The organism is Paenibacillus sp. W2I17 (genome assembly GCF_030815985.1).
Taxonomy (GTDB): Bacteria; Bacillota; Bacilli; order Paenibacillales; family Paenibacillaceae; genus Paenibacillus.
This window is the reverse complement of the sequence record NZ_JAUSXM010000001.1, coordinates 3,443,031-3,462,383: the sequence shown is the minus strand read 5'-3', so window position 1 is coordinate 3,462,383 and position 19,353 is coordinate 3,443,031. Positions and strand designations below refer to the sequence as shown.

Below are 19,353 nucleotides of genomic sequence, written 5' to 3'. Positions count from 1 at the left end.
AGGGTTAGTGGGACATTTGCGTAGACTTACTGTCTAAAGATTGCACTTGTCCCTGGATATACTGGTGGTAATCGCGGAAGCTGCTGATGTGATGCAAGGAATCGGAATTCTCGGACTGAATCTTAATTTTACCGTCCTGAGGCAAATTTTTCATCTCAGCAATGACGGATTTGGAACCTTGGATATCACCCGACATGTCTTGGATTCGCTGTAATAATGCTGGATGTCCTTCATGTTGGAGCATTTCGGCGAGCGGTCGCATTTCCTCCAACTTTTGGCTCGACCGTTCAAGTGTGGTCATCACTTTGTCTCCATCTGTACTTGCGCTAAGCGAGACCATTCGGTGAATATGGTCTTTCTCCATACGTTCAAGCGCCTCAAGATGGGAAGCTTCCAGTCGTTTGGGATCGCTCCAACTCTCCGATCGAACGGTGTCATTCTGTTGCTGGGAAGTATTATTCGCAGTGCCATTGCCACAGCCCCATAACAGAGTTGAGCAAGTTAACACGGCTCCAACGGCGATGATACTTTTTAATCTCATGCTGTCACTCCTTCAATAATTTCCTGAAGGTAGTATGAGCAATAATATCCAATATCATGCTTCATCTTTTCATTTCTTTCCCATAAAAATGGAACGTACATACTTTTGGCTACGGATAATCAAAGTGATAGTAATGTAGCAAATGCCCCCAATAAGTGAAGTTACAATTGCAACGTTATGTAATGAGGTGAGAAGCTTTATGAATCTTTATACTAATAACATATGGCGCTGGACCATCAATCTTCTATATCCTGCCATTATTTTTGTCTTCCAGAGCTGGGGACCAATATTGGATTCTTGGACAGGTCCTATTTTGTTCGTCGCGGTGTTCTGCTTTCTATGGAGTGATGTGAAAGACTTGTTCGTCTCGACGGGATTGACATGGTTTATTGCAATCCCGTGTTGGTGGTATTGGATTGAACGTCCGAAACCATCGTTCGGTGCAGAACATTTTGCCGCACATCTATGGTTAATTGTACTTATGTATATTGTCTTTGTGCTCATTCCCCAGACCTTAATCCTGACTACTCGGTTGCGGGTGATGGATTATTATAAGAAGTGAAAGTTAGTTGAGAGTAGGCGGCCGTTGGTCGTCTTTTTAAATGAAATGAACGCATGGGAGAGATTTCGATTGTTGAGCAAAGATATAAGAAGTAAAGAAAGAAGTTTTTTGTACATCATGATTTTCACCTTAATATATGGTCTAACATTACTGATCTGGCCGTTGATCGCATTTGCCATGGGAATGTCGCTTGCTGCACCCACTCCTTCTGAGTATCAGGTGGCAAGTCGTTTGGAGGGCGATATACTGATGTCATACCCACTCTGCGTTATTGCGGCTTTGGTTTCGGGATGGGTTTCTTATCATGAGAAAAGATACATCTTTCCTTACTGGATCATGCAGTTGCCATTGTTATGGATTGCTGCATGGATGCTGGTAGATTACTTCGGGGCAGCACTATCTGACATACCATTTCTACGATAATTAATTGTTTATAGAGATTCAATTTTAAGGAGACGTTAATCAATGCTCAAGACACGCAACCGTAAACAGGTAGCGTACGTGTTGTTTTTGTATTGCTCGCTGCAACTTTGTTTTTGATACGCTCTTGTGGTCCGCAGGACCTCGATTCAGTGCTCAGCAAGAATGGTATTAATGCCGAACAGGTAAAGCTAATTACAACTTTTGAACCGCGAACACAATTGGTTTTATATCAAGATCTCACTACGAATAACCTGACTCCTGCTTTGATCCAGCAAAAGATGTGGTTCACTGAACTGGCTAAAATAGGTGGTGGTCTGCAGGATAATCCGGCCGAGCCGCTTACATCTCATATATCAGGATACGAGGAGTCTAAAGGCAAAATGATCTATATTATATACGGGTATCTTCACGATGCTGACATTACCCAGGTGCATATTCGCTACGAACCAAACCTGGTATCTTCACGGTTGGGAGCGGAAATCGTGGAATCATCTTCCGATCAATCCAACGGCAGGTTGTGGTATGCGGTAATCCAGCAGCCGATTCACGAGATGATATGGGACATAAAAGGGTTGAACGACGAAGGTCACGTCATCTACTCATCTCTCGATAGTGAGGCTAGGAGGTAACATATGAGTCGTTTAAAAAGAATCAACAAGCCATACTTCATCTTCCTCATCTGGAACGTACTTATGATCGGAGCTGTACGTGGATTAACCTTCCAGCATGAGCCCGGTAGAGGTGTGTCTGGTAACGGTAACCTGGGACTTCTGGTGTTATTTCCATCTCTTCTGACCTTTCTCATTCTATGTATCTGGACGACAACTTTGTCCAAATGGTGGTTATATGATCAGCGTCAGCGCTGGGAAGGAAAGGTGCATGTCTGTGTACCCTTGATTGCTCTCCTACTGTGTGTGTCGTCAGTCTTTCTGGAGTTACGTATCATCGATGACTTACGCATGCAACTCAATGGATTTACGAATGATCCAAATTCGGCAGTATACCGTTTTGGTTGGCTGAACCAATACACGAACACACTATTTTACAACGTGCCGATCCTGCTGTTCGGCTTGAATTTCTCAATACTGACAGGCTGGCTGATGGAATGGAAACTTCGCAGTCATAGATCCGCATGATCCAATCTGCAAACGAACGACATCCATCTACATAAATATCCCTTATCCGGCTCCAGACAGACAAGGGATATTTCGCGTTTTTGCTATACTTTCCGTTTATATTTCCCTGTATACGGGATGGTGAGGTGGATTTTCAGATCCTGAATCGAGTCTTCTGTAAGCATCATCTTGCTGCCATTGTTTGATAACTTACGCCAGAGCTTTGGATTTTTGCGATACAGCTTCTCCTGAAGACCATAAATATCCACACCACGCTCAAGGCCGTGACGATAGGTCTGCATGATCTGCTCCCGCAACTTCACTTCACTAATCTGGATCATCTCTTCATACGAGGTAGGCACCAGGTATTCGTACAGGGCAGTTAGGTATTGGGCGTCAATGTTGAACGTAACGTCTTCACCCTGAATGACAGGTTTAATTTTGATCTTTGGTAATCCTACACTGAGTGCCCCATAGATCGTTCCATCCTTCTGCACAAGCAAGGGAGCACGCCGCATGTCTTTGATTAACCAGTGATAACCGGGAAGCTGACTGCGTGGAAAGTATTCAAAGTCATAGCCAGTCTTCTCGAAAAAGGCTCCTTCCACCAGAAACAAATCATGTTTCTTCTCGTTCTCAACCCACTGGGTATCATTCAATGCAATACTCGGCAGATACGTCGTTGTAGCGGGATCATTATGTGTTGCAATGAGCTTAAAGCTGAGCACAGGCGGATACAACGATTCTTCCATGTACGTGGGGAGCGGATTGTGAAGAATGCTATCCAAGGGCGTCATATTATAGATGGACGTCGCACTTAGAATTTTCTCCAGAGGCTCTCGTGTTCCGTACACCCAGGTAGTATAACGGGATTCTGGAAACCGTCCCAGCATGTCGAACACTTCTTTGATATGTTTGCTGGTGAGCACACCTTCGGCCATTACGATGGCTGTCACATGCCCCCAAGCCATGTGTAATTGAGCCGTACGGAACAGTTCGTTCAGCGCCAGACTCATGGTTTTCCCTTCGGCATGTCCGACCCATACAGGCGGTGTATCTGCACTTTTGGTCGAACTTTCACTTTTGGCGACACTGGCAAAATCCAGCGTTTGTACATACAGGTGATACATGCCGTCCTTATAATCAATCCCAAAGGCTTTGGCGTAGTCTACCTGTTGAATCTCAAAGGCACTCCAGCATCCGCTTGTCATCACGCACATCGATAGGCTTAACAGACCCAGTAGACATCGCTGTAACAAGTGTTTCATCGTCCGTTTCCTTTCTTACGCGGTTCTTGAGTCTCAAGATAGACGGGTCTTCGTTTGCCTAACCCCTTTGGCAGTTTGAATAATGAAGCTATCGCTTGTTTGAAATGAAGCGGTGTTAACGGCGTGAGATACGGAATGCCAAATGATTTGAGATCGGTCAGGTAGATGAGGAACAGAATCAACGACAGGATGAACCCATAGATGCCGAGGGATGCCCCCAAGACAAAACAAAGGAACCTCAGGATCAGCACAGAACTGGTCATGACCTGATTCACAATGGTTGCTCCAGCTACAACGGTAACTGCGATGATGACAATCATGAGGGGAGAGACCATGCCGGCTCGAATGGCGGAATCTCCGATAATCAGACCTCCAACGACAGTTAATGTCTGGCCGATGGCACTTGGCAAACGTACCCCTGCCTCACGGAACAGCTCCATCAGCAGCATAATGAGAAACATCTCCATTCCCGATTCCATCGGAAGTCCCATGCGTCCAACCGAGATCGTCGCGACTAGAGGAAAGGGGATCTGATCCATATGAAAGGATGTCAGCGCAATATAGAATCCGGGCAGGAACACGGTGATCATCAGGCCAAGAAAGCGCAGCATCCGTCCTACGTTCACAGCCAAGAAGGGAAAGCTGGCATCCTCCGGTGATTTGAGCAAAAGAAACAGATTGACTGGCCCAATAATAGCGCTGGGATTGCCGTCGACAATGAGGACAAAACGTCCGTTCAGGAGACATTCTGCAGCAAAGTCAGGCCTGCCCGTATAATGGGTGACGGGAAACAAAGTAATCTTCGAAGGCGACAGCAATTCTTCCAGTTCATTGGCGGTTAAGATTCGTTCGATCTCAATCTTACGCAATCGATCCTGGACGTCTTCGATCAGCTCTGTATTGGCGATATTCTTGATATACATCAATGCCACCTTGGTTGCAGAACGTGTACCGATCAGTTCGATATTACAGGCAAGTTGGTTCGTACGAAGACGGGTGCGTATCAAGGCAACATTAACGGCAAGTGGTTCAATGAACCCATCTCTTGCCCCGCGGATCGAAACTTCGGTGGTCGATTCCTCCGGTGTCCGAGTAGGGATGTTAGATATATCAATACTCCACATGGTTTGCAGGGATGGTATACAGACTAACATATGACCTTCAAAAACACGGAGAGACATCAGTTCAGTTCCAAATGCCGGATCTTGCAGATCCATTCGGGTCCAATCCAGGCTGATGCACTTTTCAATGTCGGATGTACGGATAGAGTGTGTATTTTCATATGTTCGTTTGAGTTCCGGGAGAATAATATCGTAGATCGCTTCACTATCTACCATACCGCTACAATAGGTCATAAGGAGTTGCATCGGAGGTTCTCCGATCATATGACTATTGATGATGACATCATCAGATCCGGCAAAAAAGGTATTCAGGTTATGCTCGTTCATTCTGAACGGTTCAACTTCACGATTATTCTTGAGCTGGGCTGAGATCGGCATGTTCGGGAGCCTCCTTGTCCTTTTTGTGGATTAATGCAGCAATGGTTAATATCACGGTAACGATTGAGACATAGGCCAGCATGACCGGGAACTGAATATGATCCACGTAATAGTCGACGTAATCAATGCGCCACCATTGCATCGCCATGAAGCTCATGATGACGGTGATGGTGAGAATCGCGATATATCGTTTCTTCGGTCTGCGGAAATTCAACAGATCCACGATGAGATACATGGATATAGCGATCCTTGCGAAGGAACCACTAAGCCACTGATAGATGGACAGAAAATCAACGTGTTGCAGCAGCTTGCCGATATTCACAAGTTTCCATTGTTCATAGGGACTGTTCCGTTGTTTGGCTGCTTCTTCTGGACCAAACTCCACGATGGCTCCGATCGTGGGACCGATCGCCATACTGAGCATAAACACGCCGAGGATCAGAACATGCCACCAACGAATTTTGCCTCTGACTTCATGTTGGAACAACATAAGAATCCAGATTTCCATAAGCCCTGCAAGAGAGTAGATCATGCCCCGCCACACGGGACTCATGCCGTTCTCCATAATCGGGAACAGTAGACTGTAGTCTTTATATTTCATATTGGCGGACATTACAAAATAACCAAGCAAAATGACAAAGGGTAGCAGTAGACTGGAAGTCATCGCGATGGAGCGTATGCCTTTAGCCGCTGCCCAAGCGGCAACCAATGCTCCGCCACCGGCCAGAACATAGGGAGGTGTGAATTGAAGATACGTGGATACGGTCCAGTTGGTTGTCTCATACAGCGTATGCGTGCCAAGCGTGAACAGCAGAATGGAAGCGGAAATCCGGAAGATCCAGGAAGGGACCGCCCCGAATTCTCGCGTAATCCAATCTGTTAATCGCTGTCCACGTACTCGCCGAATGATGATATACATCATACATAGAAACAACATGAAAAAAGGGCCAGCCGCCACGACAGACAACCATCCATCCCTGCCTGCTGCTTCGAGGATTCCTGGAATGGACAAGACATGGCAGACCAGTCCGGCACTTAATAAAATGATGGAAAAGGACAACCAAATGGTTATTTGACCTTTTTCACGACTCATGCGAATCCTCCTTTCCAATGAAGGAAGTTTCCGTTAGGTTGTACAGCATACAGGAAGTTGATTCCTTTTTCAGATTTTTTCACAGAAAGCGGCAAACGAGATGGACGAGCCAGACAGAAAGCTTTAACATACAGATATAGCAATGTCCGAAGACAAGCACTGAGCGAAGTATAGAGAAATAGGGAGGAAACCTGCGATGACAAATACAACGAAGGCACCTGGAGAGACAAAAGTTGGCTTTATTGGTACAGGCGTGATGGGTAAAAGCATGGCTGGGCACATCCAGCAAGCGGGATATCCGCTGCATGTATACACGCGAACTGCTGCCAAAGCGGAAGCGTTGGTGAAAGAAGGTGCCGTATGGCATGACACACCAGGCAAACTGGCTGCTGCGTGTGATGTCATCATAACGATGGTGGGGTATCCGAAAGATGTAGAGGAGATTTATCTCGGTGAGGATGGTCTCGTAGCCAATGCCAAAGCGGGTTCATATCTGATTGATATGACAACATCCAGTCCGTTACTGGCTGCACGAATCTTTGAAGCTGCGGAAGCCAAAGGACTGCATGCACTGGACGCACCTGTGTCGGGCGGTGATATCGGAGCGCAGAACGCGAAGCTGTCCATTATGGTTGGTGGTAGTTCGGAGGCCTTTGAAGCTGTGCGTCCGCTGTTTGAGCAGATGGGCACCAACATTGTGCTGCAAGGCAAGGCGGGAGCCGGGCAGCATACCAAAATGTGCAACCAGATTGCCATTGCCTCTGGCATGATGGGCGTATGCGAAGCACTTGCCTATGCCAAGACGTCTGGTCTGGACGCGGAGACCGTGCTGAAGAGCATAGCTACCGGTGCAGCCGGAAGCTGGTCACTCAGCAATCTCGGTCCGCGCATGATCGCAGGCGATTATGAGCCTGGATTCTATGTGAAACATTTTATCAAAGACATGGGAATTGCACTGGAGTCTGCAAAAGCGATGGGCATGAAAACGCCTGGGCTGGCTCTGGCCGAATCTCTGTATCAGGAAATAGCAAATAATGGTCTGGAAGAGAAGGGTACACAGGTGCTCTACACCTATTATCTTCAGGCTTAACATCCAAGAGAACAGCAGCGTATTCTTTTTCTATTCAGGAAAGGGTTGCGCTGTTTTTTTCAATTTTGCGGTTTGTTTATGCGTCTAAAGTCACGGAATTGGTTAAATGTTCATATGTACTTTGCGTATTGGAGAGATTTTGATCGTTTTCCCTTTATTTTTACCCCGCTTTATCCGACATAAGTAATAGAAGTTTACATAATAAATGTGTCAAAGGATGTTATTCCTCCTGTAATGGTCACCCGTAACCCACACTATAATAGAACGGAGCTTGCCCATGTTCAAGAAAATCCTGTCTCTGTTCAAGACACAACCAGAGCTTGCGAACCAGATTACAGCCTCCGCTTCAGCGTTACCATCAACGACAACCATTCCCCCGCGTATGGTCCGTAGTAAGCGCAAGAAAAAAGCGGAAGGGGATTGGACACGCCAGCCGGAGGAGCCTAGTACAGCAGATCAGCTGATTGGTCTCCCAAGTGAATATAAAGTGCTGAACGACCTGCTCGTTACCAATCCGAAGTCACGCTCCGGTTATTCGCAGATTGATCATGTCGTAATCGGTCCTCGGGCAATCTTTGTAATCGAAACTCGAAATCTGACGACAGGTGAGATTCGCGGCGGAAGAAGAGAGGCCAATTGGTCGGTCAGCAGCAGCCGGGTCAAAATGTACAATCCACTTATGCAGCATCGTGCACATGTGGAAGCCATTCATGCACACCTCGGAGACTACAAAAGAGTACGTCTTGTCTCCATGGTGACCTTCACCAACCGTTGCCGCATCAGTGTTGATCCTGCTGTGAGGTATGTGAATTCGGATGAACTGATCATCTACGATCATGAGTTGGTGGAAACGATTCAGCGGAAGACGGAACGACTTGAGAGTGAGGTTCCCGAAACCGTATTTCAAGAGAAAGATATTCAGGCGATCTACGCTCTGTTATCATCGGTTAATTCCACGGATCCTCAGATTAGGTCAGAGCATATGGAGAAGGCTAAAGGGATCAAATAATTACGCTTCACAAACACTGTTGTCCATACGGGCGGCAGTGTTTTTGCGTTGCGGTGGTAGTTAATGCGCGCCTAGTAAAAGGCTTTAGACACAGGTATATCGTCGTATACAACCGGTTTTTAACTTATGATAGAATGTAGATCATGTCCAATCGTGTGAATCAAGCATGTTATATGAAAGGATATTTTTGTAAGCAGGTGTTCAAGTCTTGGAGCAGAGGTTAATGGTTCTCAGGAATATACATACGATAAGGGGAAGATTATACGATGAAATGGAATTACACGATAAAGACGTTCACAGTTATGCTTGGTTTGGCAGCGATTCTGACAGCTTGTGGTGGTGGAGCGAAAGAGACGTCATCGCCGGAGTCTTCTTCCGGTACAGAAGTTGCTTCATCAGAAACAAGCAGCTCGAATGCTGCCGTAACAGAAACCGCAGCAACCGGTTCGAATGGGAGTGAGGAGACAGATTCAGCCGCAAAAGAATCTTCTACAGCCGACGACAGCAAGATTGGAAAGGACTCCACACTGGAAGAGTTGAAGCAGCAGTATGCGGATAAGCTCGGTTATATCCGTATCCCGCTTACAGATCATCCAGTGCGTCGGGTCAGTGAGGCGGGTTCCAAAAATATTAATGTCGCCAACTACAGCGATGCCGTTGTGGACATGAATGCAGAGGTTCCAATTCATTCGGATTCGCAGCGGTTAATTGATGATGCCTTTCCATTTTTCACAACCGTACAAGCACCTGATGAATCTTATATAACTTGGGAAGAAGCTACCAATCTGGAACGTGCCATGGTGAAAACACTGTTTATCGCCCGTGAAGGCCTGCTGATTACCGAAGATGCGATGAAAAATAAGGATTATAGCAGTACATCGTTCCAGGATTCGATGGATTTCTTCAGGGTCACAGCGAAATTTGAATCCATGGCACCTGTTGCACAGCATCCGCGTGACATTACGTTGAGTACGCTATACGACAAAGCCCGCACGTCGTGGGGCAAGCTTGCTGCAATGGACCCGGAGCAGGATGAAGCGGCGTTTGCCGAGATGTACAAGACGACGAGAACCGATGCCAATAATGCCATGGGGTTGCTTAATGTTCTCTTGTCTACCAATGAAGAAGAACGGGTCAAAGAGATTTACGGGGAATAAAAATGCCGTGATCCAGAGTTAATCTGGAACATCCCGGTAACATGTCTGGATCACATGCCTTCAAACTCTGACTACCGCTTGAAGCGGGGTCAGGGTTTTTCTGGTTTTTTCCAATAGGTGTATGATATGTTTTTAGGAGTAAGACATGTACGGAATATAGGTGAGGTGTGTGAAAGATGTGGTGGATGAACTTTTGTAAACGCTTTAAATTTAAAACGAAGCTAATCTTGTTTTTATCTACCGCCACGGTCTTAATCTCCGGAATCACAGGGTTGATCACCTATCGCATCCATATCGACCTGTTCAATGAAGAGGTCAGTCGCCAGTATAGTCTTACCGCAGAACAGATTCTTGCACGTCTGGATTCCAGGGTACACGACATGTATAAAGTCACCGATTATATCACACTGAATCCCTCCGTAAAAAATGCCATCAAAGCACAGACCTCTGGCATCTCGTCCTATGATCAGATGAAGCTAGAAGATGAACTGGATGATCAGTTGTATCAGGTAAGGCTGGATGCACCGGAGATCATGGGGCTCCGCATATATGACCTGAAGGATAACATATTTAATCTCGGCGCCTTTGCTGGCTCATTTCAACAGATGGATCCTTCCTATCTGGCAGAGATGGTTCATAGACTGGAAGGAACGGGCGGCGAATATGGTTGGAATCGATTGGGGCCGGATGCCTTCTTGCAGGAGGAACAATCCAATTGGATTCTGGCGGGACGATTAATGCGGTCTGTTGATCTGGAGACCTATGGCGTCATGCTAATTCTGTTTAACACCTCGTTGTTCGAATCGTATCTCAAAGATCTGCGACTGAACGAGGAAGTTGCTGTCTACTTGTTTGACGCAGATGGTGAGCTTCTATATGCCTTTCATAATCAGGATGCAGATCCACCACCACTGACCGAGCTAAGCCTAGGGGCGACTGAGATCAGGGACGAGCAGGGAACAACCCAATTGTATACGAAGCAAACGTCAGACAAAGCGGGCTTCACCCTGGTCAGCAAGGTCTCACTCGCTCAGATTCAGAACAAGGGAAAGATCATTGTAAAAGTTGCTGTGTTCTCTGCGGTAGCCAGCATATTATGCTCCTGGTTCATCATTACCGTAATTAGCGGCAGACTGTTGCGTCCACTTGCGAGTCTAGTCAACGCGATGAAAAGAGTGCGTGATGGACAGTTCGATACACGGGTACGGATCGAGACACGGGATGAGCTCGGTTTCATCGGTGAACGATTCAATGCAATGGCTTCCCGGATTGATACGCTTATACATGAAGTGTACGAGCGCGAACTCAGTGAAAAAGAAGCTGAACTCAAAGCTATTCAGGCCCAGCTGAATCCCCATTTTCTGTATAACACGCTGAGCATGTTTTTCTGGAAGTTCTATATGCTTGGTGATGAAAAATCGGCTCGCCTGGTCACTGCCTTGTCCGAGATGCTGCAGTATACGCTGGAACCCGCGCAGCAACTGACGACCGTGCAGGATGAGATGAAGCAAATAGATCACTACCTGCAGATTCAGCAGGCCCGGTATCAGGAAGCCTTGTCGATTGAAATTGCCGTTCCTGCTGAATTGTTTCGCTGTCAGGTGATCCGACTGTTGCTTCAGCCCATCGTGGAGAATGTTTTTGTTCATGCCTTCTCGGACAAAAGGAACAACCGCCATCTGGAAATTCGTGGCTCGCGGCATACCGGGCATGAAGGAGAGCCGAATCTGCTCATCATTGAAATTTCAGATAACGGCTGCGGCATGCACGCATCGGTCATTGAACGCATTATGACGCCAGTGGCACATGCAGATGAGGAACGTCAGCACATTGGCATGCGGAGTGTACTTCGAAGAATTGAGTTGATTCACGGTGAACCCTACGGTGTACAGATCGAGTCGACTGTGGGAGAGGGTACGCTAGTACGTCTTCGTTTGCCTTATCAGATCGGTGAGGACTTATGCCGGGAAATTCAGGTGACTGAGAGGAGTAGGTTCTGTTGAATGGACGTATGCTCGTAGTGGATGATGAAGCATTATTTCGTCAGGGTCTGATTCATCTGGTTCGCAATAACCCCCTCGGTTGGGAGGTCGTTGGGGAAGCGGCCGATGGAGAAGAAGCAATACAGGCTGTACACAGCTGCACACCTGATCTGATCATTACGGACATCAACATGCCTGTGATGGATGGTCTAGATTTGGCTGAACGCATACACGAGAGTGGACTGGACATTATGATTATCATTTTGACAGGTTATCGTGAGTTCGAATATGCACAGCGTGCCATCCGATATGGAGCAATTGAATTTTTGTTAAAGCCGTTCTCGCTCGATGAAGCATGTCAGGTGTTACAAAAGGCACATGAACGATATCGCCGAAAACAGTCCGACATTCGGATCAGGGAACAATACAGCCAGGTGGACCGTACCGAGAGACTGCGAGAGGAACTGACTTTGTTGCTGCTCCACCATCAATTCGGATCGATAATGAATCGGATCGAGATGTTGCTAGAAGAAGCGTCCGGGATGAGCTTGTCACAAGGCAAAGCGGAGATTCATATGCTTATGAAGGTCATGACGGACTTACTGGTACAACAGCTTCAGCCTCAGGAATCCAGTGGTATGGACTCAACTGCCCCAGATCCACTACTCTGGATTCATACCATACCTGAAGTCATCGCTTGGGCCAGATGTAAGAGCGAAGAGTGGGTGGATATGCTGATGCGGCTAACTCAGGAACAGCAGGATCATGTCGTTACACGAGTTATACAGTATATTGAAATGAACTATTCCAGCACATGCACGTTGCAGGCCGTGGCTGCCCATGTTCATGTGACACCCAACTACTTGAGCCATTTGTTCAAAAAAGAAACAGGACAAGGCTTCAGCCAATATGTCAGCAAGCGCCGAATTGATAAGGCGAAGCTGCTGCTGCACAGCACTCGGCAGAGCATGGCAGATATCGCGGAACTGACCGGGTTCGATAACTCCAGTTATTTTACAACCGTATTCAAACAGATGACGGGGGTATCGCCCCGCGAATATCGCAAGCAAGTAGCCAAGTGAAATGCCCGGTAGCAATCCCCCTTGAACTACTGTAGGGTCAACCCCACCATGTGGGGTTATTTTTGCGTAGAAAATTATAAAAGGATCGTTAAATAACAAATGTTTACGCTTACATTTTTATCTAAAATACAACTATAGTACATCAACAGCAGAGAGGAGTGATGGATGTGAAGGGGGAACTGACCGCAGGTCCGCCGTCTGGATTACAACCGCCGGACAGTGAAATGAAGCAGCGGATTCGGCAGCAGCAGCTTCGACGATTCAAGATGAATATACCGTTAATCTTGATGTTTGTTCCGGTGATTATGTTCTACCTTACCTTTCGTTATGCACCCATCGGAGGGCTGGTCATGGCCTTCAAGGACTACAACTTCTATGATGGGCTGTGGAACAGTCCATGGGTGGGCTTTCAGCATTTTCAGACGCTGTTCAGTGATCCGCGCACGGTGGAGATTATTCGCAACACCTTGTTCCTCAGTCTGTTAAGCATCATTATCGGGTTTCCCATTCCAATTATTCTGGCCATTATGCTGAATGAAGTGCGAAACATGGCCTTTAAACGAACGGTGCAGACAGTGGTCTATATGCCACACTTCTTTTCCTGGGTCATCATTGCGATGATGATCATGACGGTTTTCTCTTTGGAAAATGGGATCGTAAATCGCTGGGTCGAGGCCTGGACGGGAGCACCTTATCCGTTCATGTACAACAAGGGTTCGTGGGTTGCGGTGTTTGTTGGCTCAGGGATCTGGAAGGACATGGGCTTTAATGCCATCATTTTTCTCGCGGCACTAACGACCATTGATCCGAGCCAATACGAGGCTGCACAGATGGATGGGGCCAGCAAAATGCGCCAGATCTGGCATGTCACCCTTCCGGGTATACGCTCCACCATTATTCTCCTGCTGATTCTATCGATGGGGCGGGTGATGGAGGTCGGATTCGACCAGGTGTATATGCTTCAGAATTCCAATGTCAATGAGATAGCGGATGTAATCAGTACCTATATCTACCGCACCGGTCTTCAGGGAGCACAGTTCAGCCTGACAACAGCGATGGGATTGTTCGAATCACTGGTTGCATTTATCCTCATTTTTAGTGCAAATTATATCGCGCGTCGATTTAACGAAGGTTTGTGGTAGGGAGGGAGAACAGCATGAGAAAAACCAAAGGAGAAAAAGTCTTTTATCTAATCAATTATGTATTGTTGTCATTGGTTGCCGTCAGCTGTATCCTGCCCTTACTGAACATTGTTGCCTTGTCATTTAGTGATGCGAGAGCGGTTGTTTCAGGTCAAGTGGGGTTATGGCCCGTCGATTTCACCTGGTTCTCCTATCACAGCCTAATTACGGGAACGCCGATTCTGAATGCATTCTGGAATAGTGTGGAGATCACATTGATCGGTACAGGGCTCAGCATGGCGGTGACGATTATGGCGGCATATCCGCTGTCACGTAGACATTTTTATCATCGGCGCTTCTTTACGATGGCGATGGTGTTCACGATGATTTTTAACGGTGGACTCATCCCGACTTATTTGGTCGTGCAAAATCTCGGTCTTGTGAACAGTTACGGCGCGCTTTGGCTACCGGGCCTGGTGAGCACGTACAACATGCTGATTATGCGATCTTATTTTGAAAATCTGCCAGGGGAAGTGGACGAGGCTGCGCGCATCGATGGTTGTGGTGAACTGGGGCTTTTGTTCCGCATCGTGTTGCCATTATCCAAACCTTTGCTGGCGACTATTGCTCTCTTTTACGGCGTGGGTTACTGGAATTCGTTCATGAGTGTGATGATTTATATCAATGATACGTCCAAATACAACATGACCGTGCTCGTCCAAAATATGATTATGTCCAATCTGAATGTACAGGATTTTACCGATCCAACGATGATATCGAATCTGACCCCGGAAGGCATTCGGGCAGCAGCTGTCATTGTGATGGTCATACCCATTTTGGCAGTGTATCCGTTCTTGCAGAAGTACTTCGTTAAAGGGGTCATGCTTGGATCAATTAAAGGTTAAAGCAAGCTGTGGGTTAACCCGCATGGGTTCATATTACAGGAGAGAAAGAGGGTCTTATCTATGGCGTTAACGATGAAGGCATGGATGAAGTCGGGTCTCGTTCTGGGCTTGATCGGTGGTTTGCTGGCGGGATGTACAGGAGGTAACGGTAGCGAACAGGCGGAAGGCGAAGGCAACAGGGGGAACATCACGTCAACGATCTATGATCGGGGCGCGGTCCCAAGCGGCATGGGTACGATCGAAGATAATATGTGGTCCAAGTGGATTAACGAGAATGGCCCGGCTAATGTAAAATATACAGCAGTTCCTCGATGGGAGTCCCAGTCCAAACTTAACGTATTATTCGCTTCTGGCAGTGCACCGGATATTATTTTTGAATTCGGTACGCCGATCCGTAACACACTGTTTAATCAGAAACAGCTGATGCCGCTGGATGAGTTGATCGAGAACTCGAGTGTGGAATACAAAGCTTTGATGGAGAAATATCCCCAGCTCAAGAAGGCCGGCATCAAAAGCGATGGTAAGCTCTATGAAGTGGGACGTATGAACGAGGTGTTTCCACTAACGAGCTTTTTCATACGGGAAGATTGGCTAGAAAAGTTGAATCTGGAGGTACCGACTAATGAGGAAGAGATGTTGGCGGTAGCCAAGGCCTTCACGGAGAATGATCCCGATGGAAACGGAGCTAATGATACATACGGCATCGGTGGATTTCAGTTCGGCGATACAGCGGGTCTGTTTCGCTATATGTACAACGCCAACTGGGTGAATGTGGAGGACGGGGAGATGGTGGTTGGTCCCAACAACATGAAAGAAGCCACGGCATTCAAACGTGCATTATATGAAGCAGGTGTGGTCGATAAGGACTTATTGACCGACAAGGATGGGGCCAAGGCGAAGCAGGATTTCCTGAATGGCAAAATCGGTATGTACGCGGCCATGACTTCGGATTATACCGGGTTTGCAGCGAAGGAACTGGATACACTGATGCAGAATGTTCCTGAGGCTAAATTAAAGGTCATCGCTCTGCCAACCACGTCCGTAGGACAGCACACGATGGTGTGGAATAACCCGGTTCAGATGACTGCAGCTGTGAATGCGCGAGCCAAAAATCCGGAAGCAGTTATGCAATATATCGATTTTCTGACCAAAACAGAGTCAGGCCGAACCTTCAAAAATGGATTTGAAGGCACGCATTATACGTTGAACGATCAAGGCTGTCCGCGCATCTCTGATCAGGAGAAATACAAGCAGGAGATCAGCTGGGCAGGCGATTACGCCATGTTGTACAGCCGTCTGGAGGAAGGCAAATGCGGGTACACAGAAATGCTGTTCAGCGAAGAGATCCCGTCGCAGAAGGAAGGACTTCGACTATTCAAGGAAGCGCGTGAGGTATACATGACGGATCTTCCGGTAGGAGAGGGTGTTACCCATTCAGAACATATGCCGCAGCTACCGAAGGAGCTTCAGGTGAAGTTGACCAATGTGACAACAGCGATCAACGATATTTTTACCCGTTCCATCATTGGCGGAAGCAAATATACGATCGAACAGGCTGCAACGGAAGCACAGCAGAAGTGGGAGCAAGGCGGTGGCCCGGAGATTGAAGCATGGTACAAAGACTGGTGGAGCAAGGAAAAGGATAATGTACTGGTCTGGGACGACTTCTATGAGATCTATGAACAACAACAGGCTGATTTTGAAAAAGCAGAGTGAATTCATGAATTCATGAATTCAAATCATTCATAAAATTTATAATTTTGGTGTTGTAGAAATAAGCGCTCTGATCCCCTGATCAGAGCCTTTTTTATGTTTGGGCTTCAAATAGGGGAATATTTGCCTGAAAAATGAAGTGAATAGAAAGTTCTCGCATCTTGCTTGAAACCATATCCAGAACGATGCGTATCATAAGGTATTAATTGTTTTTTAATGTAGAATATTGCCGTATTTCAGAGTATAGTTAAGGAATAATTTAACTTATATTCAACATGATGTAGATATGAAAGTTACTGAAAAATCATGAAAAGAATGTACGGAACACCAGGTTGAAACTATTGGAGGTTGAGTATGAGTTCATTTAAAAGCTGGTTAAATTCAACAAAACAAGGACTTGAAGAGCAAGTCAAAAAGTTTAAAAATAAAGATTTTATGGATGCCGTGGTTGCAGGTTGTGCACTGGTTGCTTTTGCGGATGGTTCCATTGACGAAGCCGAGAAGAACAAGATGGCCGGTTATATCAAACTGAGTCAGGAATTGAAAGTGTTCGACATGGCTGAAGTGATTACACGCTTTAATCATTATGTCGCGAACTTTGAGTTCTCTCCAGAGATCGGGAAGCAGGAAGCGCTGAAAGCCATTGGGAAATTCAAAGCCAAGCCGGATGTAGGACGCGTTATTGTGGGTGTATGCAGTGCGATTGGTTCAGCTGACGGCAACTTTGATGATCAGGAGAAAAGAGTCGTTGCCGAGATATGTATTGTACTTGGACTGAACCCGGGTGAATTTAATCTCTAAGTAGCTATTTTACATATGAAGGGAGGTGAAAATCAGTGGCAAGCATTAATTTGGTCAAAGGACAGAAAATTGATTTAACCAAAGGCAATGCAGGACTTACTGAGGTGATTGCTGGTCTCGGTTGGGACCCGGTAACTGCCAAAGGTTTTTTCGGAAGAAAAAAACAAGCGGATGTCGATTGTGATGCATCGGCGATCATGTTGAATGAGGAAGGCAAGTTGGTCAAGGACTCCAACCTGGTTTGCTTCCACAACAAGCAAAGTGCATGTCGTTCGGTTATCCATTCAGGTGACAATCTAACAGGACAGGGAGACGGTGACGACGAACAGATCAAAATGGATCTGTCCCGTATTCCTGCTGATGTTCATAAAGTATTAATCGTTGTTAATATCTACGATTGTGTCAATCGTAAGCAAGATTTTGGCATGATTGAGAAGGCTTATATTCGTATTCTGGATGGTAAAAATTCCAGTGAGCTCGTGAAGTTCAATCTATCCGATAACTACACAGGTTCAACAGCGTTGATCTGTGGTGAATTGTATCGTCATGGAGGCGAATGGAAATTCTCGGCAATTGGAGAGGGTTCCCATGCGGTACATATCAACGAACTCGCTCGCAAGTACTCTTAAGTACAAGATTTAATCTAATTCGACAATAATCCTGATATTCATATGTAACGATAACTACAATAAATTATAAATAAGCGAGGATGATCATACGATGGCAATTAATCTCTCTAAAGGTCAAAAGATCGATCTGACTAAAACGAATCCAGGTCTGACTAAAATTACAGTAGGTTTGGGCTGGGATACCAACAAGTATGATGGCGGAAAAGACTTTGACCTGGACGTATCGGTATTCTGTGCCAATGCAAACGGTAAAGTAGAAGGCGAGAAAAACTTCATTTTCTTCAACAATCCACAAAATGAAAATGGTTCTGTTGTTCACACCGGTGACAACCGTACAGGAGATGGTGATGGTGATGATGAGCAGATCAACATCGACCTGCCTAACGTACCCGCCAATGTAGAGAAAATTGCATTCTCCATTACGATCTACGAAGCTACGGACCGTAGCCAGAACTTCGGACAAGTCTCCCGTGCTTATGTGCGAATTGTTAACGAAGCAAACAACGAAGAACTGATTCGTTTTGACCTGGGAGAAGACTTCTCCATTGAAACGGGTGTAGTTGTTGGTGAATTGTATCGTCATAACGGCGAGTGGAAGTTCAGTGCCATCGGTAGTGGTTACCAGGATGGACTGGTTGGATTGACACGCGATTACGGTTTGCAATAGGACGTACAGAACGACTTACAGGATGGGAAGAACCGTCTCCTGGACGGTTCTCCTTTTCATTTAATCACATATCTTGGAAAGGTGGAAAAACAAATGACGATCAGTCTTGCCAAAGGACAACGTATTGACCTGACTAAGACCAATCCGGGCCTTACCCGTGTTGTGGTTGGTTTGGGTTGGGATACGAACAAATATAGTGGTGGAGTCGATTTTGACCTGGACGCTTCGGCTTTTTTGCTGTACGAAGATGGAAAAGCCAAAGGTACGGATGATTTTGTTTTTTACAACAATCCAAGCGGCGGTGCGGGTTCAGTGACACATACCGGTGACAATCGTACGGGTGAGGGTGACGGCGATGATGAGCAAGTTGTCGTTGACTTCAGCAAAATCCCTGCGCACATTCACCGGATCGGGATTACGGTAACCATCTATGATGGAGATGGACGAGGGCAGAATTTTGGACAAGTCTCCAATGCTTTTGTTCGTGTTGTAGATGCTGCAAGTGATCGGGAAGTGCTTCGTTTCGACCTCGGAGAAGACTACTCTACAGAAACAGCTGTGGTGTTCTGTGAGTTTTACCGTGCAGGTGCGGACTGGAAATTCCAGGCGGTAGGCAGCGGTTTCACAGGTGGACTATCTGCTTTATGCAAAAATTACGGACTGGATGCACAATAACTTGGCATAGAAAGGTGATTC

Annotated in this window: 20 protein-coding genes; 16 read left to right on the top strand and 4 right to left on the bottom strand. The window is 46.4% G+C overall.

All coding sequences use genetic code 11. The annotated features are described in order from the left end of the window. Positions 1-4: 4 nt before the first annotated feature. Positions 5-541, bottom strand: a complete 537-nt coding sequence (locus QF041_RS15375; RefSeq protein WP_307414800.1) for a hypothetical protein — start codon at positions 539-541, stop codon at positions 5-7. 199 nt (positions 542-740) lie between these two features. On the opposite strand from QF041_RS15375, the gene QF041_RS15370 reads away from it, so the two are divergent. The 4 genes from QF041_RS15370 to QF041_RS15355 all read left to right on the top strand — a co-directional run bounded on the left by QF041_RS15370 (position 741) and on the right by QF041_RS15355 (position 2,662). Next, complete coding sequence (locus tag QF041_RS15370) at positions 741-1,103, top strand: hypothetical protein (protein ID WP_307414799.1); 363 nt, start codon at positions 741-743, stop codon at positions 1,101-1,103. A gap of 72 nt (positions 1,104-1,175) precedes the next feature. Beyond that, positions 1,176-1,526, top strand: a complete 351-nt coding sequence (locus QF041_RS15365) for a hypothetical protein (RefSeq protein WP_307414798.1) — start codon at positions 1,176-1,178, stop codon at positions 1,524-1,526. Between the two features lie 149 nt (positions 1,527-1,675). After that, a complete protein-coding gene (locus QF041_RS15360) occupies positions 1,676-2,155 on the top strand; it encodes a hypothetical protein (RefSeq protein ID WP_307414797.1) in 480 nt (159 codons plus the stop codon). Positions 2,156-2,158: 3 nt separating this feature from the next. After that, positions 2,159-2,662 (top strand): hypothetical protein, encoded by a 504-nt coding sequence (locus tag QF041_RS15355; RefSeq protein ID WP_307414796.1) that lies wholly within the window; start codon positions 2,159-2,161, stop codon positions 2,660-2,662. Between the two features lie 83 nt (positions 2,663-2,745). On the opposite strand, the gene QF041_RS15350 is transcribed toward QF041_RS15355, so the two are convergent. Genes QF041_RS15350 through QF041_RS15340 form a run of 3 tightly spaced genes read right to left on the bottom strand, consistent with a single transcriptional unit; the run spans position 2,746 to position 6,501 of the window. Next, positions 2,746-3,909 carry a Ger(x)C family spore germination protein gene (locus QF041_RS15350; protein WP_307414795.1) on the bottom strand — a complete coding sequence of 388 codons (1,164 nt, stop codon included), beginning with the start codon at positions 3,907-3,909 and terminating at the stop codon, positions 2,746-2,748. After that, positions 3,906-5,408: a spore germination protein gene (locus QF041_RS15345; RefSeq protein ID WP_307414794.1), complete on the bottom strand. Its 1,503-nt coding sequence runs from the start codon at positions 5,406-5,408 to the stop codon at positions 3,906-3,908. Before QF041_RS15345 ends, QF041_RS15350 begins: the two co-directional genes overlap by 4 nt. Then, positions 5,380-6,501 (bottom strand): GerAB/ArcD/ProY family transporter, encoded by a 1,122-nt coding sequence (locus QF041_RS15340; protein ID WP_307414793.1) that lies wholly within the window; start codon positions 6,499-6,501, stop codon positions 5,380-5,382. The genes QF041_RS15345 and QF041_RS15340 overlap by 29 nt, the downstream gene beginning before the upstream one ends. 196 nt (positions 6,502-6,697) lie before the next feature. Between QF041_RS15340 and QF041_RS15335 the strand changes: the two genes are divergently transcribed. The 12 genes from QF041_RS15335 (at position 6,698) to QF041_RS15280 (ending at position 19,332) form a co-directional block, all read left to right on the top strand. Further along, positions 6,698-7,591, top strand: a complete 894-nt coding sequence (locus tag QF041_RS15335; protein ID WP_307414792.1) for an NAD(P)-dependent oxidoreductase — start codon at positions 6,698-6,700, stop codon at positions 7,589-7,591. Between the two features lie 277 nt (positions 7,592-7,868). Then, positions 7,869-8,600 (top strand): nuclease-related domain-containing protein, encoded by a 732-nt coding sequence (locus QF041_RS15330; RefSeq protein ID WP_307414791.1) that lies wholly within the window; start codon positions 7,869-7,871, stop codon positions 8,598-8,600. A 266-nt stretch (positions 8,601-8,866) separates the two neighbouring features. Continuing rightward, positions 8,867-9,757, top strand: coding sequence for a hypothetical protein (locus QF041_RS15325; RefSeq protein ID WP_307414790.1), 891 nt, complete (start codon positions 8,867-8,869; stop codon positions 9,755-9,757). 227 nt (positions 9,758-9,984) lie between these two features. After that, positions 9,985-11,760, top strand: coding sequence for a cache domain-containing sensor histidine kinase (locus QF041_RS15320; RefSeq protein ID WP_307414789.1), 1,776 nt, complete (start codon positions 9,985-9,987; stop codon positions 11,758-11,760). Then, on the top strand, positions 11,757-12,821 hold the full coding sequence (locus QF041_RS15315) for a response regulator transcription factor (protein WP_127547327.1): 1,065 nt from the start codon (positions 11,757-11,759) through the stop codon (positions 12,819-12,821). The genes QF041_RS15320 and QF041_RS15315 overlap by 4 nt, the downstream gene beginning before the upstream one ends. Positions 12,822-13,045: 224 nt before the next feature. Beyond that, complete coding sequence (locus QF041_RS15310; RefSeq protein ID WP_307416980.1) at positions 13,046-13,963, top strand: ABC transporter permease; 918 nt, start codon at positions 13,046-13,048, stop codon at positions 13,961-13,963. Positions 13,964-13,977: 14 nt separating this feature from the next. Next, positions 13,978-14,847, top strand: coding sequence for a carbohydrate ABC transporter permease (locus tag QF041_RS15305; RefSeq protein WP_036606256.1), 870 nt, complete (start codon positions 13,978-13,980; stop codon positions 14,845-14,847). 60 nt (positions 14,848-14,907) lie between these two features. Then, positions 14,908-16,563: an extracellular solute-binding protein gene (locus QF041_RS15300; RefSeq protein ID WP_307414788.1), complete on the top strand. Its 1,656-nt coding sequence runs from the start codon at positions 14,908-14,910 to the stop codon at positions 16,561-16,563. Positions 16,564-16,914: 351 nt separating this feature from the next. Further along, the gene (locus QF041_RS15295) at positions 16,915-17,361 is read left to right on the top strand and encodes a tellurite resistance TerB family protein (protein WP_307414787.1); all 447 of its coding nucleotides are present in this window, start codon (positions 16,915-16,917) and stop codon (positions 17,359-17,361) included. A 35-nt stretch (positions 17,362-17,396) separates the two neighbouring features. Beyond that, on the top strand, positions 17,397-17,990 hold the full coding sequence (locus QF041_RS15290) for a TerD family protein (RefSeq protein WP_145321026.1): 594 nt from the start codon (positions 17,397-17,399) through the stop codon (positions 17,988-17,990). A gap of 91 nt (positions 17,991-18,081) precedes the next feature. Then, positions 18,082-18,657, top strand: a complete 576-nt coding sequence (locus QF041_RS15285; protein WP_221818919.1) for a TerD family protein — start codon at positions 18,082-18,084, stop codon at positions 18,655-18,657. Positions 18,658-18,750: 93 nt separating this feature from the next. After that, the gene (locus QF041_RS15280; RefSeq protein ID WP_036606267.1) at positions 18,751-19,332 is read left to right on the top strand and encodes a TerD family protein; all 582 of its coding nucleotides are present in this window, start codon (positions 18,751-18,753) and stop codon (positions 19,330-19,332) included. Positions 19,333-19,353 lie beyond the last annotated feature (21 nt).